Source organism: Streptomyces glaucus (assembly GCF_039533365.1).
GTDB lineage: Bacteria > Actinomycetota > Actinomycetes > Streptomycetales > Streptomycetaceae > Streptomyces > Streptomyces glaucus.
In genome coordinates, this window is the sequence record NZ_BAAATK010000022.1 from 81,730 (window position 1) to 108,197 (window position 26,468).

Genomic DNA, 26,468 nt, shown 5'->3' on the forward strand with positions numbered 1-26,468 from the left:
GACGCATGAAAACATTCATGCGCGTTGTGTGGTGAAAGGTTTCGCGCGCAGCCGCGCGGGCGGGAGGACGGCGGCCGCCGGGACGCGCCGGGCCGGCCCGGGGATCAGTCCTTGAGGAAGAACTGGTGCTGGTCGGCGACCTGTTCGTACTCCTCCAGGCGGGCGTGCGTCCGCTCCGGGTCGGCGTCGGTCATCGCCTGCAGCAGCGCCGCGCACATGACGCCCGGTGCGGCGTAGGAGTCGAAGACCAGGCGTGAGCCGGTGCCGGTGGCGAAGGTGACGTCGGCCTCGTCCGCGATCGGCCCGAGGGCCAGGTCGGTGATCAGGGCGACCCGGAGCCCGGCGCGGCGGGCGACCCGTACGGCGGTGAGCGTCTCGTGGGCGTGCCGGGGCATGGAGAACGCCAGCACCCAGGTGCCGCCGGCCTCGCGGGACTGCAGCAGGGCGTCGTAGGCGACGCTGCCGCCCCGGGTGACGACGCGCACGTCGGGGTGGACGCGGCGGGCGGCGTAGGCGAAGTACTCGGCGAGCGAGACGGAGATGCGCAGGCCCAGCACGGTCAGCGGGGCCGACGCGGCCAGCTCGCGGCCGACGTCGATCACCCGGTCGGGGTCGGCGAAGTCGCGCCGCAGGTTCTCCAGGTTCTCGATCTCGGCGTCGACCGCCGCCTGCAGCTCGTTGCCCCGGTTCTCCTCGGCCGGGCCGCCGGCGAAGGTGCCGAGCGCGATCGCCTGCAGCTTCTCCCGCAGCGCGGGGTAACCGCTGAAGCCGACCGCCGAGGCGAAACGGGTCACCGAGGGCTGGCTCACGCCGACCCGCTCGGCGAGGTCGGTGATCGACAGGAAGGCCGCCTCGGTGAGGTGCTCGATCAGGTACTGGGCGATGCGCCGCTGCCCCGGGGACAGCCGCGGCCGGTCGAACAGCGCCCTGAGCCGGGAAGCCGGGGAGGCCTCCGCTTCCGGGCCGGTCCTCCCCGAGGTGATGGCGGATGCCTGTGCGCGTGCCTGCTGCGGCGATGGCACCGGTGCGCCCCCTTCGTCTTCCACAGACGTTCAACATAGCTCACGGACCGTGCTCACCAGGGCCCGCGCAGGCTTCGGCGCCGGGCGGAGGGATACCCGCGCGATGTGCGGGAACCCGCCGCCACGAAAGATCACCGACACACCGACGCGACGAGGAGTCCGACGTCATGACCTTCCCGGAAGAGAGCCGGCCGAAGACCGACACCACCGACGACGTCCTGGAGAACACGCTCGGGGACCGCGAGGAGGACGCCTCCCGGCAGCCCGGCGCCACCGGCCGCACGATGCGCGAGGCCCTGGAGGAGGCCGAGGTGCGGCCCGACGACTACGAGGAGAAGTGACGGCGCCGCCCGTACGCATCCGCACCCGACACGTCTGGGCAGGTGAGAGGCGATGGGCGCACTGAGCGCTCTGGAACGGGCACTGGAGAACCGATGGGAGGCGCTGTGGGCGCGGGTCCTCGACAAGGAACCCGTCGAAGTCCTCGACGCCCTGCGGCAGGAGTGCGACGGCAACGCCGTGGTCTCGCCCACGGGCCGGGTGATGGTCCCCAACGCCTACGACGTCGAACTCGCCGACGGCGTGCACCAGGAACTGGGCCGCCACGGCAGCCGGGTGGGCCAGGCGCTCACCGACGGCCTGGCCCGGCACGCCGAGCGCAGGGGCTACGAATGGGCGGGTCCGCTCACGGTGCACGTCGCCGGGTCCGCCGACGTGCCCAACGGCCGCTACCGCGTGGCGAGCCGGGTGATGCCGCACGTGAGCGCGGAGGGCTTCCAGCACACGGACCGGTAGCGGGCCGCCCCCGCCCGCGGCGGATCCCGGCCGGACGGCCGGCCGTCCCGATCGGACGGCCGGCGCCGACCGGCCGGGCCGCCCGCCCCGGATCACGGGACGGCCCGCGGCCCGCGCCCCGCCCGCACGGGCACGGAACCGGTGCCGGCGCGGTCAGCCGGTGACGGCCGGCCGTGCCTCGCCCGGCTCGTCCGGTGACGGCAGGGCGGCCGCCGGGACCACCAGGTCCGCCCGGTCGCGGGTGGCGGCGATCAGGTCGGCGTTGCGCTGGTCGGTGCCCCGCACCCACGCCACCGCCTCCTCGTGGGACTTGCCGAACTCCTCGTGGCGGGCGACCAGCCGGCGGATCCGCTCCGGCTCGCCGAGTTCGCAGAACCACACCTCGTCCAGCTGCGGCCGCACCCGCGCCCAGGCGCCGGTGTCCAGCAGCAGGTAGTTGCCCTCCGTCACCACCAGCCGGGCGCCCGGCGGCACCGGGATCGCCCCCGCGACCGGCTGCTCCAGGACGCGTTCGAAGCCGGGCGCGTACACGACCTCGTCCGTCTCCTCGCGCAGACGCCGCAGCAGCGCCGCGTACCCGGCCGCGTCGAAGGTGTCCGGGGCGCCCTTGCGGCCGAGCCGGCCGAGCCGGTCCAGCTCCGTGTCGGCGAGGTGGAAGCCGTCCATGGGGACGTGCGCCACCCAGGGCTCCCCGTCCCCGTTCAGGTCCCGCACCAGGTGTTCGGCCAGGGTCGTCTTGCCCGCGCCGGGACCGCCGGCGATGCCGAGCAGCGCGCGCCGGCCGGTCCGCGCCAGGGCACGCGCGCGGGTGAGCAGGTCGTCGTAGGTCACAGACACACCGAAGAGTGTGTCACCGCCGCGCCGGGCCCCGGCGGGGAACCGGGCCGCGCACGGCCGGTGTGGCCTGCGCCACCCACTGGACACCCGCCGTGCGGGGAACGGGTCCGGTATGACGGAGCTCGGTCTTCCCGAAGACATCCAGGCCTGCCTCTTCGACCTCGACGGGGTCGTCACCAAGACGGCCGTGGTGCACGCGGCCGCCTGGAAGGAGATGTTCGACGCCTTCCTGCGCGAACGCGAGGGCGAACACTTCGAGCCGTTCGACGACACCGACTACGACGAGTACGTCGACGGCCGCCCGCGCGCCGACGGCGTGCGCACCTTCCTCGCCTCCCGCGGCATCGACCTGCCCGAGGGCGACCCCGGCGACCCGCCCGACGCGCCGACCGTGCACGGCCTCGGCAACCGCAAGAACGACCTCCTGCTGGAGAAGATCCGCACCCAGGGCGTCGAGGCCTACGACGGCACCCTGCGCTACCTGGAGGCGGTCCGCGCCCACGGCCTGCGCACCGCGATCGTCTCCTCCAGCGCCAACTGCCGGGACGTGCTGCGCTCCATCGGCGCCGAGGACCTGTTCGACGTGCGGATCGACGGTGTGGTCGCCGCCGAGCGCGGGCTGCCCGGCAAACCGCGCCCCGACACCTTCCTGGCCGCGGCCCGGGACCTCGGGGTGCGGCCGGAGCGGGCGGCCGTGTTCGAGGACGCGCTGGCCGGCATGGACGCGGGCCGCGCGGGCAGGTTCGGCTATGTCGTCGGCGTCGACCGCGTCGGGCAGACCGACGCGCTGTACGCGCACGGCGCCGACCGGGTCGTGACGGACCTCGCCGAACTGGGGGGCAAGGAGTGATCGCACAGCGGGCGTACGCCGTCGAGCCGTGGACCGTGCGCGAGACGGAGCTCAACCTCGACGTGCTGGCGCAGAGCGAGTCCGTGTTCGCGCTGTCCAACGGCCACGTCGGCTGGCGCGGCAACCTCGACGAGGGCGAGCCGCACGGCCTGCCCGGCTCCTACCTCAACGGTGTGCACGAACTGCATCCGCTGCCGTACGCCGAGGCCGGCTACGGCTACCCGGAGTCGGGACAGACGGTCATCAACGTCACCAACGGCAAGGTGCTGCGGCTGCTGGTCGACGACGAGCCGTTCGACCTGCGCTACGGGCGGCTCGTCCGGCACGAGCGGACCCTGGACCTGCGCCGGGGCGTGCTGGAGCGGGAGTGCGAGTGGACTTCCCCGGCCGGCTCGACGGTCCGGGTGCGCTCGACCCGGCTGGTCTCCCTCACCCAGCGCGCCGTCGCCGCCGTGGCGTACGAGGTGGAGCCCGTCGACAGCCGCACCCGGGTGGTCGTGCAGTCGGAGCTGGTCGCCAACGAGAGCCTGCCCGAACCGGACGGCGACCCGCGCGCCGCGCGGGCGCTGAAGTCGCCGCTGGAGCCGGAGGAGGACTTCGCCTCGGGGCCCCGGCTGCGCCTGGTGCACCGGACCCGGCGCAGCGGCCTGCGGGTCGCCGTGGCCGCCGACCACGTCGTCTCCGGCCCCGAGCGCACCACCACGGCCAGCGAGAGCAACGTGGACGTGGCCCGGCTGACCGTCACCTCCGTCCTGGAGCCGGGACAGCGCCTGCGGGTGGAGAAGCTGGTCGCCCACGGCTGGTCCGGCGCCCGCTCCCGGCCCGCGATGAGCGACCAGGTGGAGGCCGCGCTGGCGGCGGCCGCGCACAGCGGCTTCCAGGGCCTGCTGGCGGACCAGCGGGCATACCTCGACGACTTCTGGGCCCGCGCCGACGTCGAGGTCGACGGCGACGAGGAGATACAGCAGGCCGTCCGCTTCGCCCTCTTCCACGTGCTGCAGGCCGGCGCCCGCGCCGAGCGGCGGGCGATACCCGCCAAGGGGCTGACCGGTTCCGGCTACGACGGCCACGCCTTCTGGGACACCGAGGTCTTCGTGCTGCCCCTGCTCACCTACACCGCGCCCGAGGCCGCGGCCGAGGCGCTGCGCTGGCGGCAGAACACCCTGGACGCGGCCCGGGAGCGGGCGACCCAGCTCGGCCTGCGGGGCGCCGCGTTCCCGTGGCGGACCATCGAGGGCCGGGAGGGCTCCGCGTACTGGCCGGCCGGCACGGCCGCCTTCCACGTCAACGCCGACATCGCCGACGCCGTCGTCCGCTACGTGGCGGCCACCGGCGACGAGGACTTCGAACGCGACACCGGGCTGGAGCTGCTGGTGGAGACCGCCCGCCTGTGGCGCTCCCTCGGCCACCACGACGACCGGGGCGTCTTCCACATCGACGGCGTCACCGGCCCCGACGAGTACAGCGCGATCGCCGACGACAACGCGTACACCAACCTCATGGCCCGGACCAACCTGCTGGCCGCCGCCGACGTGTGCAAACGCCACCCCGAACAGGCGGCCCGGCTCGGCGTCGACGACGAGGAGACCGCCACCTGGCGGGACGCCGCCGAGGCCGTGCACGTCCCGTACAACGCCGAACTCGGCGTGCACGAGCAGCACGCCGGCTTCACCCGCTACCAGCGCTGGGACTTCGCGCGCACCGGACCGGACCGGTACCCGCTGATGCTGCACTTCCCCTACTTCGACCTGTACCGCAAGCAGGTCGTCAAGCAGGCGGACCTGGTGCTGGCGATGTTCACCTGCGGCAGCTGGTTCGCCGAGCACGGCGACGAGGAGCAGATCGCCCGCAACTTCGCCTACTACGAGCCGCTGACGGTACGGGACTCCTCGCTGTCGGCCTGCGTCCAGGCCGTCGTCGCCGCCCAGGCGGGCCACCTGGACCTGGCCTACGACTACGCCGCCGAGGCCGCGCTGATGGACCTCGGGGACCTGGAGCACAACACCCGCGACGGGCTGCACATCGCGTCCCTGGCCGGCACCTGGACGGCCCTGGTCGCCGGCTTCGGCGGCATGCGCTGCGACGACGGCGTCCTGCGGTTCGCGCCGCGCCTGCCGCAGCGGCTGCGCCGCCTGGCCTTCACGGTGCGGTTCCTGGACCGCTCCCTGCGCGTGGAGATCGGCGCGGACGAGGCGACATACCGGCTCCTGTCCGGCCGCCCCCTGACGATCCGTCACCACGGGGCGGACCTGACGGTGCGCCGGGAGAGTCCCGTCACCCGCCCCGTTCCGGCGCTCACCCCTCGCCCGGCCCCCGAACAGCCCCCGCACCGCCGCCCGAACGCCCGCTGACCCCGACCGGAGCGAGCGCGCCCGCCGGGCGCCCCACGGCGGCCGGCCCGGCCCCGGGCGCCGGCGGCCGCGTCCCGGCGGGACCGCTTCCGGGGGTGGCCGGCCACCCCCGGCGGGCCGGCCGGACCGGACCGTCGGGCGTATTCCGCCCTGCGGACGCGGCGGAAGCGGGTTAGTTTGTCCGTGCCTTCCCTGGCTTCCGGCGTCGACCCGCAACCCGTGGGGCACTGGACACCCCGCGCCGTGCGGGGGTGAGAGGTGGACGATGGCCAACGGTGCGAACGCGGTGCTCGTCGGCATACGACGGCGCGGCCCGGCGACCGGGTCCGGCGCGGCCCGGCGGGTGCGCGGCGACGGCCCGCTCGCCGCGGTCGCCGTCCTCTTCACCCTGGCCCAACTGGCCCTGGTACGGCCCGTTCTGGGCCTCGGCTGGGACGAGACCGTGTACGTCAGCCAGGTCACCTCCCACACCCCGGCCGCCTTCTTCAGCGCACCGCGCTCCCGCGGGGTCTCCCTGCTGGTGGCGCCCGTCGCCTCGTGGTCGTCGTCCACCCCGCTGCTGCGCGTCTACCTCGCCCTGCTCTCCGGCCTGGCCCTCTTCCTGGCCCTGCGCGCCTGGCGGGGCCTGTTCCCCACCCGCGTCCTGGCCGCCGCGGGCGCCCTGTTCGCCTCCCTGTGGGTGACCCTCTTCTACGGTCCGCAGGCCATGCCCAACTACTGGGTCGCGATCGGCGCCCTGGTCTGCGCCGGCTGCTTCCTGCGGTACCGGGCGCGGGGATCCGGCCGGGCCGCGCTGGGGGGCGTGGCGGCCGGGGCCGCGCTGATGGCGTGGATGCGGCCCACCGACGCGGTCTGGACGACCGTACCGCTGTTCCTGCTCGTGCTCGTGGCGGCCGGGCGCCACTGGCGGCTGCTGCTCGCCCTCGCGGGCGGCCTCGCGGCGGGCGCGGTCCCCTGGGTGATCGAGGCGTACGCCGCCCACGGCGGCCTGGCCGAACGGCTCGCCGAGGCCTCCCGGATCCAGGGCGGCCTGGGCTGGCAGATCGCCGTCGACGACCAGCTGCGCAGCCTGGGCGGACGCGCCCTGTGCCGCCCCTGCACCGGGTCGATGCCCCATCCGCTGGTCGCCCTGTGGTGGTTCGTCCTGCCGGTGCTCGCCGCGCTCGGGCTCGCCGTCGCCGTCCGGGCCCGGCGCGCCGCGCGCACCCTGGTCCCCCTGGCCTGCGCGGTGACGGCCGCCCTGCCGTACCTGTTCATGATCGGGTACGCGGCGCCCCGCTTCCTGCTGCCCGCCTACGCGCTGCTGGCGCTCCCGGTCGCCGACGCGCTGTGGCACCTGGTCACCGGTCCGGGCGGCCGGTGGCGGCCGGTGGCCGCGGCCCTGGTCGCGCTCGGGCTGCTCGGACACCTGGCCGTGCAGTTCGCCGTCCTCGAGCGCACCGTGGACCGCAACACCGACAGCCGCCGCGACTGGGCCCGCACCGCCGACGGGCTGCACCGCCTCGGCGTACGCCCGCCCTGTCTGATCACCGGGCACGAGGCCATCCCGATCGGGTTCTACACCGGCTGCTCCTCCGCCAACACCCACGGCCACAACGCCAACACCACCGCGGCGGACATCCTGCGCGCCGCACGCCGCGTCCCCGTCGCCGCCCTCACCGCACCGGGCGGCACCCCGCCCGCCTACGCCCGCTCCTGGCCCGTCCACCGGGTCCAGGGCCTCCAGGTCCGCGTGGCGCCCGCCGCGGCGCGGGACTGACCCCGCCCGCGCCCGGCGGCGCGTCCGGCCCACGGGGCGGCCGCCGCGCGCCGGACGGCCCGGCCCGCCCCTTCGCGGCCCCGGCCCCGCGAAGGGGCGGGCCCGCCGCTGTGCGCAGCCGGTCGCACGGGGTCCGCGGGTGAGGGCGGCCCCGGCCCCCGGCGAAGATCCACCGGAGGGATCCGCCGAGGTTAGGGGCGGCTTTTGGGGAAACGCGAATGCAGACACCGAGAACCGACGAGTCGACGCGACGCGAGTAGGGAGGCGTCCCATGGGCACGGACCGCATGGACTCCGAAACGATGGCCGACGACGTGTACCAGCCCACCGGAACCAACGAGGAACAGGAGGACGGAGCACCCCTCGACCTGCAGGACGCCGTCGACGAACGGACCTACGACGACCAGCTCGACGAGGGCTACTCGCCGCCGGAGAAGCCGCTCGGCGTCACCAAGCACGGCATCACGGCCGCCGAGCAGCACGACGGCGAGACCCTCGACCAGCGGCTCGCCCAGGAGGTCCCGGACGTCTCCGCGGCCCGCGGGGACGACGTGGGCGACCTGCCCGGGGGAGAGGGCGAACCGGTCGACCCCGAGGCGGGCACGGCCCGCGCCGGCCGCCTGGTGGCCCCCGACGAGGGTGTCCGCACCGACACCACGCGGGAGTCCGTCGCCCAGGACGTGGGCATCGACGCGGGCGCGGCCGGAGCGGAGGAGGCCGCGGTGCACGTCGTGGAGGACGACTCCGGCCTGCCCGACCGGGAGGAGCGGTAGCGCGGCACGGGACGGGGGCCGCCGGTGCCCAGCCGTCGAGCCGGGCGGTCCGGCGGAGCTTGTTCGAGGCGTCCAGGACGGCGACCTTGCAGGACCCCGCGAGGGGCGGACAGCCGGACACCGCGTCGGCCAGACAGCCGACGGTGCCGCCGCAGCCCGTCACGGTCGCGTGCGGTGGCGCCCGTCGACCGCGATCCGGCCCCGCGCGTCCGCCGACAGCCCGGCCCTGCCCAGGTCCGGTCCCTCGGTCAGGCCCGGCCGGCCCGCCGAGTACATCACGGCGGCGGCGGGGATCTCCTCGCCGCTCTCCGGCACGGTGAGCGTGCCGCGGAAGACCCGCCTGCTCCGCGGCGCCCGGCACGCGCGCTCACGCGGCGCGGGGCCGCCCTCGCCCGGCCGGTGCGAGAGCGGCCCCGCGCCGCGCGGCCGCACGTGCCGGGCACCGCGGGCCCGCCCTGCGGCGGCCGGGCGAGTGCGGTTCCGGCGCGTCCTAGGGCAGGAGCTTGTCGAGGGCCGCCGGCCCCTCCGTCTCGATCTTGCGCTTGGCCCATTCGAGGTTGCGCGGGGTGAGGTCCCTGCCCGCGGCCAGCACCACGTCCTCCGGCGAGACGTCGGTGCCGGTGCGGGCGTGGAGCAGGCCGTCCGGGGTGGTGCGGTCCCGGGACGGCCGGGACACGTCGTCGGGCTGTGAGGTCGACATGATCTGTGCTCCTCGGTCGGGAACGCTGTCGCGGTCCCGGTGAAGTCATCGGGGTCCGATGTCTCACCGTTCACCGCGGGAGCGCGCCGGGCATCCGCGGACCGCGGGGGGACGCCGCCGTGCGGCCGGCCGCTCCCTATGGGAGCAGGGGTACCTTCCCGGGCCGACCGGAAACCTCGCACCGGCCCGGCGGGGGACGCGGTCACGCCCGGTGACCCGCGTGCGCGCCACGGTGACCGCGCACGCGGGACCGGGCCCCGGACCCCTCCTAGAAGGGGGTGAGCGTCAGCCGCACGCCCGTCGGGGCGGTGTCCTGGATGTAGGAGGCGAAGTCGGCCACGTCGTCGAAGGCGAAGCCGTACGCCTTGCCGTCCTGGCTGGCCGCGTGCATCGCCTTGGCGTAGTGGTTGGTGAGCGCGGTCCGGTAGAAGGACGCGGGGTCGGTGGTGGGCTGGGCGGGGGAGGAGATCAGCGTGGAGCGGTTGAAGCCGGCGCCGAGCACCGCGGCGACGGGCCCGGTCGTGCCGTCGTTGGGGGCGGCGAGGGCGCCGTCGCAGAAGAGCACGTCCCGGGTGGAGGGCCTGGCGAAGGAGACCCGGGCGGGTCCGTCGAAGGTGAACCGGTCGCCGCGCACCCGGCCGGTGAAGGTCCCGGAGTTGGTGGTGACGGTCAGGTCCCTGCCGGTGTAGGCGCTCCACACCTCGTCGATGTACGGGGCGAGGTAGTCCTTGGGGAACAGACCCGCGTCCAGGCCGTGGCCGGGGGCGATGACCCGGGTGTCGTCCACCACGAGCCGCGCGAACTCCGCCACCTCCCGCACCGCGGCGAACGCGGCCGCGCGCCCCCCGGCGCGCAGCGTGCCCGTCGTCTGGTCCTTGGCGCCCGTCAGCCGGATGCTCAGCGGCACGCTGAACATGTCGACCATGGTGGTGTTGCAGAACATCCCCGAGGAGTTGTACGTGAACTCCGCGCAGTCGTGCAGCACCCCGTAGTTGGGGTCCGACGCCACCCAGCCCGCCGGGTACTGCAGCGCCGCGTTCCCGGCGCCGTCCGTGACGGCCCTGAACTTGAGCTTGGCCCCGAGGGAGACGTAGATCCGGCCCGACATGTACGGCAGCGACAGCCGGGTCTCGCCGCTGCCGGCCAGGCTGATCGCGTAGTCCGTGAAGCCGTCGGCGCCGTTGTCCGACAGGGAGACCGGGGCGAGCGTCCCGTCGGGCGTGACCCGCACCTGCCGGCCGCCCTGGTTGCCCACGATGTAGACGTGGACGTTCGCGTTGCCGAAGGCGCCGGTGTCGTTGACGATCGTCAGCGGCAGCGCGCCCGCCGCCTCGGCCTTGTCGGCGTCCGGGGCCGTGCCCGCGAGGGCGTGGGGGGCGATCGCGGCGACGGCGGGCGCGGCCACCGCCGCGCCGCCGAGGGCGAAGAGCAGCTTGCGGCGGCCGACAGGACGCCGGTGACGAGGAGTCATGTGGGGGGTCTCCCAGGTTTCGTGCGGTGCTGGTGCGTTCCGGGCAGGCCGCAGGACAGGGCGAGAGACAGGATGAGAGCGCTCTCACCGGCTGCTGGGCGCCGCCCGCGGGGCCCTGATGCTACGTACGGCCACGGCGGCCGCCAACCCGTCCGTCTTCTCCCTCAACCCGCTCCGACCTGCGGTTTCTTGAGAAACGCGGAGGGCGACCAGCAACCCTTAACCGGCGTTTAAGGGCCGCTTAAGCCGCCGGGCCGCGCAGCGCTTCGGCCGGCGGGGGCACAGCGCCTCCCGGCCGCCGGGAATGCGGTGGATGCGCGGAACGCCGGGCCCGTACCGTGAGGCGGTGCGCCCCGACACCGGCGGAAGGAGGGCGGAGCCGTGCGACTGTCACCACTCCGGCGCTCCCTGCCCGCCGCCCCGGCGCACCCTGTGTGATCCCCCGGGGGCGCTCCACGCACCACCGACCCCGGAGGAATCCATGACCGACCTGGTCATCCGCGCGCTCGACGAGAGCGCCGCCCCCCTCTTCGACACCCTGCCCGACCCGCTGGGCGCCCGTGAGACGCACCGGCTGACCCGGCACCGCCCCGACTGGAAGCGGGTCGCCCTGCGCGACGGCGCCGTCGTCGCCCGCGGTGCCTGGTGGGGCGGCCCCGACGACACCGAGCCCGTCGTCGTCAACTGGTTCGACGTGGCCGAGGGCGAGGAGGACGCGGGGGCCGAGCTCCTGCGCACCGCCGGCCGGCAGGTCGAGCTGGAGCTCGACCTGCCTCCCGGCTGGCGCGGGGACCCCGCGCTGCGCGCCGCCGCCGAGACCCGCCTCGCCGCCGCGCGGGCGGCCGGGTACGAACTCCTGGCGGAGCGCCTCGTGTACCGGTGGACCCCGGAGTGCGGGCTGCCCGAGCGGCCCGGACGGCTGGTGTTCCGCGCCGAACCGGACGACGCGGTGTTCCTCGACGCGCTGCGCCGCATCCACTCCGCCACCCTCGACGCGCACGCGCTGAAGGCCGTCCGGGAGGGCGGGGTCGACCGGGCCGCGCAGGAGGAGATCGACTTCTTCCGGTGGTGCCCGTCGCCGCGCGAGTGGTGGCAGGTCGCCCACACCCCGGGGGCGAGCCGGTGGGCATCCACATCCCGGCGCGCAACCCGTCGGGGCCGTGCGTCGGTTTCATCGGCGTCCTGCCCGGACAGCGCGGCCACGGATACGGCTACGACCTCCTCGCCGAGTGCACCCGCTTCCTGGCCGAGCGGGGCGCCGGGTTCGTGGCCGCCGCGACCGACCGGGGGAACGTCCCCATGGCCGCGAACTTCGCCAGGGCCGGTTACCCGGTCGTCCGGGAACGGCTCAACCTCAGTCCCGCGCCGAGGGACGCGTAGCCGCCGGCCGGCGGCCTCGTGACGGCCCGCCGGGCGACCGGCCGGCGTCAGCGGGCGGCGCCGTCCAGCAGGCCCTCCGCCTCGGCGAGGATCTCCGTGACCCGGAGGGCGAACGCCGCGTCGCACCCGTGCGGGCGGCCGGAGCGGGCGGCGGCGAGCAGGGCGTCCGCGGCCCGGCCCAGCGCGGCGGCCGGTCCCTGCGCGCTCTGCGGGAGGAGCGTCACCCCGGACTCGCCCCGCAGTTCCACGCCCGCCCCCGCCGCGGCGGGCGGGGCCGTCAGACTGAGGGTCAGGGTGCTCGACGCGCCGCCGGCGTGGTCGAGGACCAGATGGACGGTGTCCCCGGGACCGGGCGCGGCGGCCGCCACGCGCCGGACGTCGCCGAGGACCGGCAGCAGCACGGACAGGGCGTGCGGGCCGACGTCCCACAGCGCGCCCTTCTCCCGCCGCCACGGCGAGCCGGCGAACGGGCTGTCGCCGGTGAAGACCGCGCCGAGCCACTGGGCCCGCGCCGTGAACCAGCCGCGCCGGCCCGCCTGTTCGGCGATCCAGGCCGCCGGCTCGGGCTGGAAGCGGGTGGTGAAGAAGACCACCGAGGCGACACCGGCCGCCTCGGCGGCCGCCACCACGGCCCGCGCCTGCGCCACCGTCGTGGCGAGCGGCTTGTCGAGCAGCAGATGGCACCCCGCCCGCGCCGCCCGCGCCGCGAGCTCCGCCTGCACGGCCGGGGGCAGGGCGACGGCGACGGCGTCCACGTCGGCGAGCAGGGCGTCCACGTCGGTGTAGGCCCGGGTGCCGTGCTCCCGCGCCAGTTTCTCGGCGGCGTCCGGGCGGCGGCCCCACACGCCGGTGAACTCCAGGTCGTCGTGGGCGCCGAGCGCGGGGGCGTGGGCCATCTCCGCCCAGGGGCCGGTGCCGAGCAGTCCGATGCGCATGTGCCGCCTTCCCAGGATGCCGAACCTCGCGGTGACCGGGGCCGGAACGCCGGTCGCGGCCGAGCGTGCCACACGCCCCGGGACCCCGTGCAAGTACCCCGGACGCGCCCGGACCCGCACGGCGCGCGGGGGCCGGCGCCGCCCGCCGCGCACCCCGGCGAAGACCGGTGATATTGCCGATCCCCCGCACCGGCGCACGAGGCGACAGTGACACCGCACGTTCATCGGCGACGCCGGCCGGCGGAGACCGCGGGCGCGTTCCCCACGCGCCCGGGAGCCGTGTGCGGCCACCGGCCGGGCACCTCGCCACGACAGAGAGGACGACTCGTCGTGCAGCATCACCCCCACACCAGCGCCGCCTCCGGGGAGTCCCACCGGCCGTCCGGGGCCCCGCGCCGCGGACGGCCGCGCCGATTCGCCGGCGTCGCGGCGGCGATCGCCGCCGTCGTCGGACTCAGCACCCTCACCAGCCCCGGCGCCCACGCCGCCGACAACCCCTACGAGCGGGGCCCGGCGCCCACCACCGCCAGCATCGAGGCGCTGCGCGGCCCGTACGCCGTGTCGCAGACGACCGTCTCGTCGCTCGCCGTGACCGGCTTCGGCGGCGGCACCATCTACTACCCGACCAGCACCAGCGACGGCACCTTCGGCGCGGTCGCGATCTCCCCCGGCTTCACCGCGCTGCAGTCCTCCATCGCCTGGCTCGGACCGCGCCTGGCCTCGCAGGGCTTCGTCGTGTTCACCATCGACACCAACACCACGCTCGACCAGCCGGACTCCCGGGGGGAGCAACTCCTCGCCGCCCTGGACTACCTGACCCAGCGCAGCTCGGTCAGGAACCGCATCGACAGCAGCCGGCTCGGCGTCATGGGCCACTCGATGGGCGGCGGCGGCAGCCTGGAGGCCGCGAAGTCCCGGCCCTCCCTCCAGGCCGCGATCCCCCTGACGCCCTGGAACCTCGACAAGACCTGGCCCGAGGTGAGAACCCCCACGCTGATCTTCGGGGCGGACGGCGACACGATCGCCCCGGTCTCCTCGCACGCCGAACCGTTCTACTCCAGCCTGCCGTCCTCCCTGGACCGCGCCTACCTGGAGCTGAACAACGCCACCCACTTCGCGCCGAACACGTCGGACACGACGATCGCGAAGTACAGCATCTCCTGGCTCAAGCGGTTCATCGACAACGACACCCGCTACGAGCAGTTCCTCTGCCCGCTGCCGCGGCCCAGCCTGACCATCGAGGAGTACCGGGGCAACTGCCCGCACAACTCCTGACGCGTCCCTGCCGACGGCGGCCGCGCCCCGGGCACGGCCGCCGTCCGCGTTGTGCGGGCGCCCGGACGCGGACCGGAACCACCGGGCACCGGCACAATCCCGCCCCGGCGCGCGGCGGCCACACGCGCAGGTGGCACCGCCCGTCCCGGCGGGGGACACCACGGACGGGCGGCTTCCGCCTGCGAGTTACCGCACGTAACCTCACGGGAATGACCGGAGAGAACTTCTCGGATGCGACCGCGGAGACGACCGTGCGGACGGCTCCCCGGATCCACGGCGGAAGCGCCCCCCGGCGTGCGGTGCGCGCACTGCTGGACCGGCTGCGGACGGGCGGCGCGGCCCTCGTCGTGACCGGCGAGCCCGGACTCGGCCGCACCACCCTCCTCGCCTGGGCCGCCCGCGCCCACACCGGCGCCGTCCTCCGCCTGCCGCCCCCGCGGCGCGGAACGACGCCGCAGGCGCTGCTGGAGACCCTGCGGGCCGCCGCCGCGGACGGACCCCTGCTGGTGTGCGTCGACGACGCGCACCGGTGGGCCGCCCCGGCCCGCGCCGCCCTCGGCGCGGCCGCCGGCCTGCTGGGCGCGGAGGACCGGACCGGCCTGCTGCTCTCCGTCGCCGGACACCGCGCCGTGGACCGGGAGTTCGCCGGGCTGCCCGCCGTCCGCCTCGACCCGCTCCCGCCGCCGCAGGCCGCCGCCCTGCTCGACGACGCGGCACAGGGCGCCGTCGACCCGGCCGTCCGGGAGGAACTGCTCGCGGAGGCCGAGGGCAACCCGGCGCTGCTGCTCGCCCTGGTCCGCCGGCTGTCCCCCGCCCAGCTGAGCGGCCGGCGGCCCCTGCCCCGGCCGCTCGCCGACGCCGGGACGCTGGCGGGCGTGGCGGGGGAGGCCCTGGCCGGGCTGCCGCCGGACACGCGCGACCTGCTGCTGACGGTGGCCGCCGCCGCACGGGAGTCGGACGACGCGGACGCCGACGCGGACCTCGTCCTGAGAGCCCTGCGACGGATGGGGCCGCCCGCTCCCGCGCCGTGCCTGGAACCGCCGCCCGAGCCGCTCGCCCTGGCCGGCGGCCGGCTCCGCTTCCACAGCGGGCTGGTCCGCAGGGCCGTCCACGCCGGGGCGGGGCCCGACCGGCGCCGCGCCGCGCACCGCGCGCTCGCCGACGTGCTGGAGGCCGACGGGCGCCGGCTCCCCGGACTGCTGCACCGGGCCTGGGCCACCACGGGACCCGCGCCCGGGACGGCGGGCCGGCTGGCGGCCGCGGCGGCCGACGCGACGGCCGCGGCCTCCCCCCGGCTGCGGTCGGCGGCGTACGCGCGCGCCGCCGAGCTGACGACGGACGACCCGGCCCGCGCGCGGCGGTACACGGACGCGGCCGAACAGGCGCTGCTGGCCGGACGCCCGCACCGCGCCCGCCCCCTGCTCGCCGCCGCCCGCGAGGGCGCCGCGCCGGCCGTGGTGCGGGGACGCGCCGAGCTGGTGCGCGGCGTGACGGAACTGCGGGACGGTCCCGTCGGCGACGCCCACCAGTCGCTCCTGCTGGCCGCGTCCCTGCTGGCGGCGGACGCCCCCGCCCAGGCGGCGTCCGCCGCCGGCGCCGCCGCCGACGCGGCCTGGGCGGCGGGCGACCTGCCGACGTGCCTGGCGGCGCTCGGCACCGGGCCGGGGACGACGCCGGAGGCGCCGTACGCCGCCGCGGGGGCCGGCGCCCCCCACGCCGGGGACGGGACCGCGCCTGCCGGAACCGCCCCCGCGGGGACGGCACAGGCCGTCCCCGCGGGCGGGACCGCGCGCACCGCCCCGCGCGGGACCCCGCCGCCCGCCGCCGCGCCCGAACCACCGCCGGCCGCCCCCGCAGCCGCCTCCGGGCCGCCCGCCCCCCGCTTCCACGACCCGGTGCGCGACCACCGGCTCGGTATGCGAGCGGTGCTCGAAGGACGCCTCGACCAGGCCCTCGCACCGCTCGGACGGGTGGTGGACCGCGCCCGGACCGACGACGAGCCCGAGACGCTGCTGCGGTCGGCGGCGGCGGGGCTGCTGCTGGGGGACGTGGACGCCGCCCGCCGGGCCGGGGCGCGGGCCCTGGCGGCGGCCCGCACCCCGGGCTCCCCCGCGCTGGTGCCACGGGCCCTGGAGTACCTCGCCTACGCCGAACTGCGCGCCGGCCGCCACGCGCAGGCGCGCACGCACGCCGAGGAGGGCCTGCGCACCTCCCACCTGACCGGGCAGCGCAACACGGCCGCCCACCACCACGCGGTGCTGGCCCTGGCGGCGTCGATCGAGGGCGAGCCCGGCGTCGTCGCCCGGCACGCGGCGGCCGCGCTGGAGACGGCGCGCCGGCACGGACTCGCCCAGGCGGCCACCCTCGCGGAGTGGGCGGTGGCCCGCGCCGACCTCGGCGGCGGCCGTCCGCTGGACGCCGCCGACCGGCTCGGCCTGCTCGTCCTGCCCGGCCCCCGGCGCGGCCACTTCGCGGTGTGGATGCTCGCCGTGCCCTGCTTCGTCGAGGCCGCGGTCCTCGCCGGACGGCAGCACGACGCCCGGACGGTCGTCGAGGACTTCGCCCGGTGGGCGGCGTTCGGCGCCGATCCGCAGGCCGCCGCCCAACTGGCCCGCTGCCACGCCCTGCTCGCGCCGCCCGAACGGGCCGACGACCTGTACCGGCGGGCGCTCGCCCTGCACGAGCGGACGGACGGCGACTTCGAACGGGCCCGCACCGCCCTGCTGTACGGCAAATGGCTGCGCCGCCGGCGCAGACCGCGCGAGGCCCGCGACCGGCTCGGCGCCGCGCTCGCGGGCTTCGAACGCTGCGGCGCCCGCGTCTGGGCCGACCAGGCCCGCGGCGAACTGCGCGCCAACGGGGCCGCCGCGCGCGGCACGGGCACCGGCGGGCTGACCCGGCTGACCCCCCAGCAACTGCGCATCGCCCGGTACGTCGCCGAGGGCGCCACCAACCGGGAGGTGGCGCTCAGCCTGGCCGTCAGCACCCGCACCGTCGACTACCACCTGCGCAAGGTGTTCGCGGCGCTCGGCGTGCGCTCCCGGGTGGAACTGGCCCGCATGGTCGAACAGGCCGAAAAGACCGCTGCACAACCCTAGGGACCGACCGGACGGTATGCCATCCTTCCGGGCAGGACGAGTCAGGAGGCGGGCGCCGCGCCGGCGGGACACCCGGCGCGGCGCCCGCCCGGCGGAGAACCGAGCCTGGGGGAGGACCGCGATGCAGCACGCCCTACGGTCACGAACAGCGATCCGCCCGGGACCGGCGCCCGTGCCGCGCCCGCGGACCCGGCGGGGCCCGTCGCTGATCGACGCCGACGCCCTGCGCGTCCTGCACCGGGCCGCCCGCGCCCTGCTCGACGACCTGCCCGAGCTCACCGACCGGCTGGTGGCCGTCCTGCGGGACCAGGAACCGGCCTACCGCGCCGACCTGGCCGCCGACCCCGCCGGGACCTGGCAGGAGGCGCACCGCTCGCTGCGGCACAGCGTGGCGTCCCTGCTCGATCCGCGCAGCGCCCGCGACGCGGCCCGCCGCTGCTCGTGGAAGATCGGCACCCGGCGCGCCGAACAGGGGCTGCCCCTGGACGCCCTGCTGCACGCCTTCCGGCTGGGCGGGTCCCTGGTGTGGCAGCGGCTGGTCGAGGAGACCTCCCGCACGGCCCCCGAGGACGTCCGTCTCCTGGTCCACGTGGCGGCCGACGTGTGGAACTTCGTCGACGAGCACTGCACCCTCGTCGCCGACGCCTACCGGCAGGCCGAGCGGCAGCTGAACTGGCGGCGCGAGAACCGGGCGCGGCTGCTGGCCGCCGCCCTGCTCGACGGGACCGGCCGCATCGCCGACCTGCCCGAGGCCGCGCAGGCGCTCGGCCTGCCGGAGCACGGCCGGTACGCCGTCGTCGCGGTCGCGGGCGCGGACGGGCACCCCCGCGCGTGCGCGGCGGCACGCGCCGCCGCCGTGCCCGAGGGACTGCGGGTGCACTGGCACACCGGAGCGACGGCGGACTACGGGATCGTCCTGGCCGGCGACGGGGACCTGCCCCAGGTCCCGGCGGGCGGCCCGGCCGCGGGCACGCGGATCGGGGTGGGCAGCGCCGTCGACGGGCTGGCCGCCCTGGGGGACGCCCGCAGACTGGCGGACCTGGCGCTGAGCATCTGCCCCGAGGGCGGCGGTACGGTCCGGCTGCCCGAGCACCTGCCCGCCGCGCTGGTCGTCTCCAGCCCCGGCCTCGGCAGGGCCCTCGCCGACCGGGTGCTCGGCCCGCTGCTGCGGCTGGAACCCGCCGACCGGGACGTCCTGCTGGACACCCTCACCGCCTGGCTCGCCTGCGACGGCTCGGCCCGGCGCGCCGGCGAGCGGCTGTACTGCCACCGCAACACCGTCCTCAACCGCCTCCGCCGCTGCGAGCAGCTGACCGGCCGCTGCCTGGCCCGGCCCGCCGACGTCGTCGAGATCAGCCTGGCCCTGACGGCCCGCGGACTGCTGCGCGGCTGAACACCGGGCGCTGGGCCGGTGGGCATCCGCACAAACCCCCCGCCCCCGCACTGGGACCGCGCAGCGACCGGGCGGGAAGCCCTGTACCCGGCCTCGGCGCGCGTGCTGTCGTGTGCTCCTCCTTCCCCGAACCCCCGTGCCGGCCCGGCACGACTCCGAGGAGCCGCAATGCCCGAAGCACCACCGGACGAGGAACCCGCCCTGCACGTCGAGGGCCTCGACGTCACCTACGGCCGCGCCCTGTCCGCCCTGCGCGACGTGTCGCTGACCGTGCCGCACGGCGCCGTCGTCGCCCTCCTCGGCGCCAACGGCGCCGGCAAGACCACCCTGCTGCGGGCGGTGTCCGGCACCCTGCGCCTGCACCGCGGCGCGATCACCGCCGGCCGCGTCCGCTACGGCGGCACCGCGCTCGACGGCCGGGACCCGGTCGCCGCGGTCCGCGCCGGCGTCGTCCAGGTGCCCGAGGGCCGGCGCGTGTTCGCCGGACTCACCGTCGACGAGAACCTGCGCACCGGCGGCCTCGGCCTGAGCCGGCGCGCCCCGGCCCAGGTCCGCGAGGCCCGCGACCGCGTCCTCGCGCTCTTCCCCCGGCTCGCCGAGCGCACCCGCCAGGCCGCGGGCCTGCTCTCCGGCGGCGAACAGCAGATGCTGGCCATCGGCCGCGCCCTGATGGCCGCGCCCCGCCTGCTCCTCCTCGACGAGCCCTCCCTGGGCCTGGCCCCGCGCATGGTGCACCGGATCGCCGGCGTGGTCCGCGAGATCAACGCCCAGGGCACCGCGGTGCTGCTGGTCGAGCAGAACGCCGGCCTGGCCCTGTCCCTCGCGGACCGGGCGTACGTCCTGGAGGTCGGCGAGATCCGGCTGTCCGGGCCCGCCGGCGAACTCGCGCGGACGGACGCGGTGCGCCGCCTCTACCTGGGCGAGACCACCGACGGTCAGGGGGCCGCGTGACCGCCCGCGCCGCCGGCTCCTCGGCGCCTCCCGCGCTCGACGTCCGCGGCGTCACCGTGCGCTTCGCCGGCCTCACCGCGCTCGACGGAGTGTCCCTCACGGTCGCGCCCGGCTCGGTGCACGCCCTGATCGGCCCCAACGGAGCGGGCAAGTCCACCTGTTTCAACGTCCTGTCGGGCCTGTGCCGGCCCACCGCCGGCACCGTCCGGCTGGGCGACGCCGAGCTGACCCGGCTCGCCCCGCACCGGATCGCCGCGCTCGGCGTGGCCCGCACCTTCCAGAACATCGTCACCACCGAGGGGACCGTCGCCGACAACCTCATGCTGGGCCGGCACGCGCTGTCCCGCGCGGGCTTCACCGCCGGCGCCCTGCGCCTGCCGCGCGCCGTGCGCGAACAGCGCGCACACCTCGCCGCCGCCCGCGAGATCGCCGAACTCACCGGTCTCGCCCCGCACTTCGACACCCCGGTCGCGCTGCTGTCGTACGGCGACCGCAAACGCGTCGAGCTCGCCCGCGCCCTGTGCCTGGAACCCCGCGTGCTGCTGCTCGACGAGCCCGTGGCCGGCATGAACGCCGCCGAACGCGCCCGCACCGCCGAGGTCGTCGGGGACGTCCGCGCCCGCCTCGGACTGTCGGTGCTGCTCGTCGAGCACGACATGGGGCTGGTGATGCGCCTCGCGGACCAGGTCACCGTCCTGGACTTCGGGCGCGTCATCGCCCACGGCACCCCCGACGAGATCCGCCGCGACCCCGAGGTGCTGCGCGCCTACCTCGGCACCGGCGCCCCCGCGGAGGAGGACACGGCGTGACCGCCTTCCTCGACAACGTCCTGACCGGCCTCGCCCTCGGCTCCGTCTACGCCCTCGTCGCCCTCGGCTTCGTCACCATCTTCAAGGCGTCCGGGGTGCTCAACTTCGCCCACGGCTCCCTGCTGCTGCTCGGCGGCTACCTCACCGCCGTCCTCCACGACGACCTCGGCTTCGCCGGGGCGCTCGCCCTCGCCGTCCTGGCGACGGCGACCGTGGCCGGGGCGATCGACCGCCTCCTGCTGCGACGCGGAGGGCCCGACCCGCACGCCGCCCATGTGCGGACCATCGTCACCATCGGCGTCGACATCGTCCTGCTCACCGACCTGGCCCGGCGCATCGGCGGCGACCTGCTGCCCCTGGGCGACCCCTGGGGCGACTCGGTGACCCGCCTCGGCCCGGTGACCGTCGCCGACAGCCGGCTCGCCGCCCTCGTGGTCTGCGCCGCGGCCATCGGCGCCGTCTTCGCCCTGTTCCGGTACACCGCCTGGGGCCTGTCCCTCAGGGCGGCCGCCGAGGACACCGAGGCCGCCGCCCTGATGGGGATACGGCTGGCCCGGATCCGCACCCTCGCCTGGTGCCTGGCCGGCGCGCTGGCCGCGCTGGCCGCGGTCTTCCTCGCCGCGTTCCCCGCGCCCGGCCTGGAACGCACCACCGGGCAGATCGCGCTGAAGGCCTTCCCGGCCGCGATCCTCGGCGGCATGGCGTCCCCGCCCGGCGCGCTCGCCGGCAGCCTGCTGATCGGCCTCACCGAGGCCCTCGTCGCCGGCTACCAGTCCGAACTGCACGTCCTCGGCGAGGGCTTCGGCGACGTCGTCCCGTACGCCGTGATGGTCCTGGTCCTGCTGGTCCGGCCCACCGGACTGTTCGCGGCGAGGGGAGCGGCCCGTGTCTGACCTCCGCAAACGGGGCGGCCTCCTGCTGCTCGCCGTCCTGCTGTGCGCCCCGCCCTTCTACCTGGACGCCTTCTGGCTGCGCGTCGGCCTGTTCGCCATGGCCGCCGCCATCGGCGCCGTCGGCCTGAACCTGCTCAGCGGAACGGCCGGGCAGCTCTCCCTCGGCCACGCCTTCTTCCTCGCCGTCGGCGCCTACGGCTACGTCTGGCTCGCGGGCGAGCCCGGCCCCGGGCTGCCGCCCGCCCTCGCCCTCGTCCTGGCGGTGCTGCTGGCCGGCGCGGCCGGCGGGCTGTTCAGCCCCGTCGCCGGCCGGGTGCGCGGCGTCTACCTGGGCGTGGCCACGCTCGCGCTGGTCTTCCTCGGCCACCACGTGCTGCTCACCGCGGACTCCGTCACCGGCGGATTCAACGGGCGGTCGGTGCCGCCGCTGGAGGCGGGCGGCTTCGCCTTCGCCGCCGGGGATCCCGGACTCACCGTGCTGGGCGTGCCGTTCGGCGCCGAGGAGCGGCTGTGGTACCTCGGCCTGGCGCTGTCCGCCCTCACCTGGTTCACCGCCCGCGGCCTGCTGCGCGCACGCCCCGGCCGCGCCCTGACGGCGCTGCGCGACAGCGAGACCGCGGCGTCGGTGATGGGCGTGCACGTGGCCCGGTACCGCTCGGCGGCGTTCGTCGTGTCCTCGATGTACGCGGGCCTCGCCGGGGTGCTCCTCGCGCTCTCCTTCCGCCGCGTCGTACCCGACTACTTCGGCCTCGCCCTCTCCGTCGACTACCTCGCCATGATCGTCATCGGGGGACTGGGCTCCGTGGCCGGCGCCGTCGCCGGAGCCGTCTTCGTCACCGCGCTGCCGCTGCTCATGACGCGCTACGCCGACCAGCTGCCCCTGGTGGCGGCGCCCGGCTCCGCCGAGGGCGCGGTGGGGCCCACCGAGGCCGCCCGCTACCTGTACGGCGCGGCGATCGTCCTCGTCCTGCTGTACGCGCCCGACGGCCTGCACGGCCTGGCCCGCCGCGTCCGCGCGCGCCGCCGCCCCGCCCCGCCCCCGCCGGACGCGGCGGGCCCGCCCCGACCACCCGCCCCCGCCGCACGAGCCAAGGAGCGCACCCCGTGAACGTCACGCACCCCAGGCACCGCACCACCGGGACCGTCCTCGCCGCGGCCCTGTCCGTCCTGCTGCTCGCGGGCACCGGCTGCAGCTCCAAGGCCGGCGGCGACGGCGCCGCCGACGGCGCCGACGGCGTCGAGGCCGGACCGGGCGTCACCGACGACACCATCCGGCTGGGCGCGCTGACCGACCTGACCGGCCCCTACGCCACCCTCGGCAAGAGCATCGTGCAGGCCCAGCAGATGTGGGCCGACGAGACCAACGCCGAGGGCGGCATCTGCGGCCGCAAGGTGGAGATCATCGTCAAGGACCACGGCTACGACGTGCAGAAGGCGGTCACCGCCTACGCCGACATCGCCCCGGACGTGGTGGCCCTGCCGCAGGTCATCGGCTCGCCGGTGGTCACCGCCCTGATCGACGACATCGAACGGGACCAGGTGCTGACCTTCCCGCAGGCCTGGGCGGCCTCGCTGCTCGGCCGGGACGCCGTCCAGGTCATGGGCACCACCTACGACCTCGACATGATCGCCGCCGTCGACTTCCTCACCCGGACCGGGAAACTGGCCGAGGGCGACTCGATCGGCCACGTCCACTTCGAGGGCGACTACGGCGCCAACGCGCTGGAGGGCTCGAAGTGGGCCGCCGGACGGGCCGGGCTGAAGGTCGTCGGCCAGGAGATCAAGGCGACCGACACGGACCTGTCCGCCCAGGTGTCGGCGCTGCGCAAGGCCGGGGTGAAGGCCGTGCTGATCAGCGCGGGACCCGCCCAGACCGCCTCCCTCGCCGGCGTGGCGGCCTCCCGCGGGCTGCGCGTGCCGATCGTCAGCAGCGCCCCCGGCTTCGCCCCGCAGCTGATGAAGACCCCCGCGGCGGCCGCGCTGGAGAGCATGCTGCACGTGGTGAGCGCCGCCCCGGCCGTCAGCTCCGGCCTGCCCGGCGTACGGCGCATGGTCGCGGCCTACGAGAAGAAGTACCCCGGCTCGCCGGTCGACTCCGGCGTCCTGTCCGGGTACAACGCCGCCCACCTGCTCGCCGTCGGCCTGGAGAAGGCCTGCGAGGAGGGCAGCCTGGCCCGTGCGGACGTGGTCCGGGCGCACCGCTCGCAGAAGAACGCCGACACCGGCCTCGGCACCCCGCAGGACTTCACCGACGTCTCCCGGCCCGCGAGCCTGGAGACCTATGTGCTGCGGCCCGACCGGAAGGCGACCGGCGGCCTGGTGGGCGTGGAGGACGCCCACCGCGCGCCCGGCGTCGAGGAGTACCTGTCCTCGCGCGGCTGACCACGGCGGTTCCCGGCCCGCCCCGGCTCCGCCCGGGGCGGGCCGGCGGCGGAGAGGGAGCGCCGGGCCGGCGGCTCGGCGCCCCCGGGAGCATGGCCGGAAGTGTGCGCCGTTGCCGAGGTGGTTTCGGCGAACGCACGGTTCCTGCGATGTAATCTCGGTCAGGCCAACGGGGTTGGCGGGAAAACGGAGTTGGGGGAACGATGCGCACCGAGAAGCGGCTGTCCACGGAGATCGACGCCAACGTGCCCACGGCCGCGCGTATGTACGACCACTATCTGGGCGGCAAGGACAACTACGCGGCCGACCGCGCCGCGTGCGAGGAACTCGACAAGGTCGTCCCCAGCACCCGCGCGCTGGCCCTGAACAACCGGCGCTTCCTCCAGCGCGTCGTCAAGGCCCTGGCCGCCGAGTACGGGATCCGGCAGTTCCTCGACCACGGATCCGGGCTGCCCACCCAGGACAACGTGCACCAGGTGGCCCAGGCCGTCGACCCCGAGTCCCGCGTGATCTACGTCGACAACGACCCGATGGTGCTGGTCCACGGGCGGGCCCTGCTGGAGCAGAACGAGCGCACCGCGGTCATCCACGCCGACATGCGCGACACCGACGGCATCTTCTCCCATCCCGACACGCAGCGCCTGATCGACTTCTCGCAGCCGGTCGCCGTGCTGTTCAACTCGGTCTTCCACTGCATCCCCGACAGCGAGACCGACGGTCCGCTCGCCGTGGTCCGCCGGGTCACCGAACGCATCGTGCCGGGCAGCTACCTGGTGATGTGCCAGCTGGTCAGCGAGGACCCCGAGGTCCGCGCGTTCGTCACCGACTTCATGGACCAGACGACCCAGGGGCACTGGGGCCGCGTCCGCCAGGAGAAGGACGTGGCCGAGTGGTTCGAGGGCATGGACATCCTCGAACCGGGACTGGTGGAGGTGTCCACCTGGCGGCCGGACAGCGAGCTGATACCCCGTCAGCTCACCCAGGAGTGGATCGAGTTCGGCGGCGTCGGCCGGCTCCGCTAGGCACGGCCTGCCACGCGGCTCGGGTGCACCGGGAGCCTCCGGCGCACCGGACGCCGTCGTCGCGTCCGGGGAACGCGCGCCCGCCGCTGCCGCTTCTTCCTCGTGCGGCGGCGGACCGTCTTCCCTCCGTCGAGGAGTCCCCCTCCGTAGAGGAGTTCCCTTCCGTCGCGGAGTCCGTCACTTCTCCCGTGCGGGGTAGCGCTGCTCCATCGTGCCCCGCAGCAACCGCAGGGACTCGCGCGGCGTGAGCGCCTCGTCGGCCAGCCGGTCCAGCGCCAGCCGGTACTCCTCCGTCTCGTCGCGGTCCTCGAGGAAGTTGGCGCTCCTGATGTGCTCCAGGTAGACCACGTCCGGCAGGTCGAGGCCACCGAAGCGCAGGTAGGTGACCGGAATGGCGGGCGCCGAGGCGTTGGTCACGTCCAGCGGCACGATCTGCAGGGTCACATGGGGCTGTCCGGCCATCTTCACGAGGTGCGCGAGCTGCTCGCGCATGACCTCCCGGCTGCCCAGCACCCGCAGCAGCACGGACTCGTCGATGATGGCCCACAGCTGCGGAGCGTCCGGGCGGGACAGCAACTGCGCCCGGCGCATCCGCAGTTCCACCCGCCGCTGCACCTCACCGGCGGATGCGTTCGGCAGGCCCCGCTCCACCACGGCACGCGTGTAGGACGCCGTCTGGAGCAGGCCGGGGACGTACTGGATCTCGAAGGTGCGGATGGTGGCGGCGGCCTCCTGCAGCCCGACCAGCCGGTCGAACCACTCCGGCATCAGCCGCTTGTCGTAGCGCTGCCACCACCCCGGCTCCCCGGCCCGCTGCAACAGCTTGAGCAGCACCGACACCGCGTACTCCTCGGTGCCGTACAACGTCAGCAGCGCGCGGACGTCGGTCTCGGTCGGGGGCCTGCGGCCCTTGCCCGACTCCATGCGGGAGAGTTTCGCGGCGCTGAACCCCAGGGCGCGCGCCGCCTGTTCCTGGGAGAGGCCGGCGTCCTCGCGGAAACCCGCCAGCTGGACGCCGACCAGCATCTTCAGCAGGGTGGGAGCCGGCTCCGGCCGGTCCAGGTACGGTTCGAGACGGGAGATGCGATGCGATGCGGTGGACATCCTGACTCCCAGCAGACCGGCAGAATCGGGAATCACACTATCGCATCCCATCGACGCCCGCCGCATCCGCCCGTAGCAGCAAGGGAGTTGGGCTCCGCTTCCCGGACCGCCGCAGGGCCGGCTCCCGCCGTGCGGCAGGGGGCCGCGGCCTCACGGCAGCCGGCCGCCCGGCAGCAGGTGGTCGAACTCGCCCTCCTTCGCGCCGGCCAGGAACGCCGCCACCTCCGCGTGGGTGTACACGAGCGCGGGGCCGTCCGGGTCGCGGGAGTTGCGCATCGCTATGCCCCCCTCTATCGGGGCGACCTCGACGCAGTTGCCCTCGGCGTTGCTGTGCCGGCTCTTGATCCAGCAGGCGTCCAGCGAGCTGGCCCGCACTCCGTTCTGCACTGGTGGCACCGCAGTCTCCTTGCAGTTCGTGATCCCCGCCGTGCGCCGTTGCGAGAAACCGGCCGTCGGGGGAGGGGCGGGGCCTTCGCGTGGGACCGTCGACTCCCAGCCGACTTTCGCGCAATTTCTCGTGCAATTGCACGCGAGCGCTGTCAGCGTGGATAATAACTGCGGCGTCAACCCCTGTGTGGGCGCCCCGTCCTGACGTCGCATCAGGGAGTTGCTGTGTTCTTACCCGCGCACCGAGCGCTCCGGCCGCTGAGCGGACTCACGCCACGGACG

Annotated in this window: 22 protein-coding genes and 2 pseudogenes; 16 read left to right on the forward strand and 8 right to left on the reverse strand. The window is 75.8% G+C overall.

The genetic code is table 11. The annotated features are described in order from the left end of the window. Positions 1-104 precede the first annotated feature (104 nt). The gene (locus tag ABD363_RS18050; protein WP_344604708.1) at positions 105-1,022 is read right to left on the reverse strand and encodes a MurR/RpiR family transcriptional regulator; all 918 of its coding nucleotides are present in this window, start codon (positions 1,020-1,022) and stop codon (positions 105-107) included. A 167-nt stretch (positions 1,023-1,189) separates the two neighbouring features. Between ABD363_RS18050 and ABD363_RS18055 the strand changes: the two genes are divergently transcribed. Both ABD363_RS18055 and ABD363_RS18060 read left to right on the forward strand, forming a co-directional pair. Further along, complete coding sequence (locus ABD363_RS18055) at positions 1,190-1,363, forward strand: hypothetical protein (RefSeq protein ID WP_344604710.1); 174 nt, start codon at positions 1,190-1,192, stop codon at positions 1,361-1,363. 52 nt (positions 1,364-1,415) lie between these two features. Continuing rightward, positions 1,416-1,817, forward strand: coding sequence for a DUF3662 domain-containing protein (locus tag ABD363_RS18060; RefSeq protein ID WP_344604712.1), 402 nt, complete (start codon positions 1,416-1,418; stop codon positions 1,815-1,817). A 153-nt stretch (positions 1,818-1,970) separates the two neighbouring features. On the opposite strand, the gene ABD363_RS18065 is transcribed toward ABD363_RS18060, so the two are convergent. Continuing rightward, positions 1,971-2,654 (reverse strand): nucleoside/nucleotide kinase family protein, encoded by a 684-nt coding sequence (locus ABD363_RS18065; protein ID WP_344604714.1) that lies wholly within the window; start codon positions 2,652-2,654, stop codon positions 1,971-1,973. Between the two features lie 112 nt (positions 2,655-2,766). Between ABD363_RS18065 and ABD363_RS18070 the strand changes: the two genes are divergently transcribed. The 4 genes from ABD363_RS18070 to ABD363_RS18085 all read left to right on the forward strand — a co-directional run bounded on the left by ABD363_RS18070 (position 2,767) and on the right by ABD363_RS18085 (position 8,386). After that, positions 2,767-3,504, forward strand: a complete 738-nt coding sequence (locus ABD363_RS18070) for an HAD family hydrolase (protein WP_344604716.1) — start codon at positions 2,767-2,769, stop codon at positions 3,502-3,504. Further along, positions 3,501-5,855 carry a glycoside hydrolase family 65 protein gene (locus ABD363_RS18075; RefSeq protein ID WP_344604718.1) on the forward strand — a complete coding sequence of 785 codons (2,355 nt, stop codon included), beginning with the start codon at positions 3,501-3,503 and terminating at the stop codon, positions 5,853-5,855. Before ABD363_RS18070 ends, ABD363_RS18075 begins: the two co-directional genes overlap by 4 nt. A 265-nt stretch (positions 5,856-6,120) precedes the next feature. Further along, positions 6,121-7,614 (forward strand): hypothetical protein, encoded by a 1,494-nt coding sequence (locus ABD363_RS18080; RefSeq protein WP_344604720.1) that lies wholly within the window; start codon positions 6,121-6,123, stop codon positions 7,612-7,614. Between the two features lie 286 nt (positions 7,615-7,900). Continuing rightward, positions 7,901-8,386 carry a DUF5709 domain-containing protein gene (locus ABD363_RS18085; protein WP_344604767.1) on the forward strand — a complete coding sequence of 162 codons (486 nt, stop codon included), beginning with the start codon at positions 7,901-7,903 and terminating at the stop codon, positions 8,384-8,386. Positions 8,387-8,554: 168 nt separating this feature from the next. Here the strand turns inward: ABD363_RS18085 and ABD363_RS18090 are convergent. The 3 genes and pseudogenes from ABD363_RS18090 to ABD363_RS18100 all read right to left on the reverse strand — a co-directional run. Next, a pseudogene (locus tag ABD363_RS18090) lies at positions 8,555-8,716 on the reverse strand (Si-specific NAD(P)(+) transhydrogenase); the annotation flags it as partial. Positions 8,717-8,876: 160 nt separating this feature from the next. Beyond that, complete coding sequence (locus ABD363_RS18095) at positions 8,877-9,086, reverse strand: hypothetical protein (RefSeq protein ID WP_344604721.1); 210 nt, start codon at positions 9,084-9,086, stop codon at positions 8,877-8,879. A gap of 268 nt (positions 9,087-9,354) precedes the next feature. Next, positions 9,355-10,557, reverse strand: coding sequence for a beta-1,3-glucanase family protein (locus tag ABD363_RS18100; RefSeq protein ID WP_344604723.1), 1,203 nt, complete (start codon positions 10,555-10,557; stop codon positions 9,355-9,357). Between the two features lie 481 nt (positions 10,558-11,038). On the opposite strand from ABD363_RS18100, the pseudogene ABD363_RS18105 reads away from it, so the two are divergent. Continuing rightward, a pseudogene (locus ABD363_RS18105) lies at positions 11,039-11,937 on the forward strand (GNAT family N-acetyltransferase). Between the two features lie 47 nt (positions 11,938-11,984). Here ABD363_RS18105 and ABD363_RS18110 read toward each other — a convergent pair. Beyond that, complete coding sequence (locus ABD363_RS18110) at positions 11,985-12,872, reverse strand: Gfo/Idh/MocA family protein (RefSeq protein ID WP_344604725.1); 888 nt, start codon at positions 12,870-12,872, stop codon at positions 11,985-11,987. Positions 12,873-13,202: 330 nt separating this feature from the next. On the opposite strand from ABD363_RS18110, the gene bdeA reads away from it, so the two are divergent. From bdeA to ABD363_RS18155, 9 genes are all read left to right on the forward strand, one after another. Next, entirely contained in the window at positions 13,203-14,147 is a 945-nt protein-coding gene (gene bdeA / locus ABD363_RS18115; RefSeq protein WP_344604727.1) for a bis(hydroxyethyl) terephthalate hydrolase, read from the forward strand. A 209-nt stretch (positions 14,148-14,356) separates the two neighbouring features. Beyond that, on the forward strand, positions 14,357-17,245 hold the full coding sequence (locus ABD363_RS18120) for a helix-turn-helix transcriptional regulator (RefSeq protein WP_344604729.1): 2,889 nt from the start codon (positions 14,357-14,359) through the stop codon (positions 17,243-17,245). Between the two features lie 121 nt (positions 17,246-17,366). After that, a complete protein-coding gene (locus tag ABD363_RS18125) occupies positions 17,367-18,638 on the forward strand; it encodes an RsbRD N-terminal domain-containing protein (protein WP_344604731.1) in 1,272 nt (423 codons plus the stop codon). A 168-nt stretch (positions 18,639-18,806) separates the two neighbouring features. Further along, positions 18,807-19,589, forward strand: coding sequence for an ABC transporter ATP-binding protein (locus ABD363_RS18130; protein WP_344604733.1), 783 nt, complete (start codon positions 18,807-18,809; stop codon positions 19,587-19,589). Further along, on the forward strand, positions 19,586-20,398 hold the full coding sequence (locus ABD363_RS18135) for an ABC transporter ATP-binding protein (RefSeq protein ID WP_344604735.1): 813 nt from the start codon (positions 19,586-19,588) through the stop codon (positions 20,396-20,398). The genes ABD363_RS18130 and ABD363_RS18135 overlap by 4 nt, the downstream gene beginning before the upstream one ends. Continuing rightward, positions 20,395-21,291, forward strand: a complete 897-nt coding sequence (locus ABD363_RS18140; RefSeq protein WP_344604737.1) for a branched-chain amino acid ABC transporter permease — start codon at positions 20,395-20,397, stop codon at positions 21,289-21,291. The genes ABD363_RS18135 and ABD363_RS18140 overlap by 4 nt, the downstream gene beginning before the upstream one ends. Continuing rightward, the gene (locus ABD363_RS18145; RefSeq protein ID WP_344604739.1) at positions 21,284-22,399 is read left to right on the forward strand and encodes a branched-chain amino acid ABC transporter permease; all 1,116 of its coding nucleotides are present in this window, start codon (positions 21,284-21,286) and stop codon (positions 22,397-22,399) included. Before ABD363_RS18140 ends, ABD363_RS18145 begins: the two co-directional genes overlap by 8 nt. Beyond that, positions 22,396-23,673 (forward strand): ABC transporter substrate-binding protein, encoded by a 1,278-nt coding sequence (locus ABD363_RS18150; RefSeq protein ID WP_344604741.1) that lies wholly within the window; start codon positions 22,396-22,398, stop codon positions 23,671-23,673. Before ABD363_RS18145 ends, ABD363_RS18150 begins: the two co-directional genes overlap by 4 nt. A 203-nt stretch (positions 23,674-23,876) precedes the next feature. Further along, a complete protein-coding gene (locus ABD363_RS18155; protein ID WP_344604743.1) occupies positions 23,877-24,695 on the forward strand; it encodes an SAM-dependent methyltransferase in 819 nt (272 codons plus the stop codon). 177 nt (positions 24,696-24,872) lie between these two features. Here ABD363_RS18155 and ABD363_RS18160 read toward each other — a convergent pair whose 3' ends face one another. Together ABD363_RS18160 and ABD363_RS18165 are read right to left on the reverse strand one after the other, a co-directional pair. Continuing rightward, positions 24,873-25,799: a helix-turn-helix domain-containing protein gene (locus ABD363_RS18160; protein WP_344604745.1), complete on the reverse strand. Its 927-nt coding sequence runs from the start codon at positions 25,797-25,799 to the stop codon at positions 24,873-24,875. 150 nt (positions 25,800-25,949) lie between these two features. Next, positions 25,950-26,195 carry a DUF397 domain-containing protein gene (locus tag ABD363_RS18165; RefSeq protein ID WP_344604747.1) on the reverse strand — a complete coding sequence of 82 codons (246 nt, stop codon included), beginning with the start codon at positions 26,193-26,195 and terminating at the stop codon, positions 25,950-25,952. Positions 26,196-26,468 lie beyond the last annotated feature (273 nt).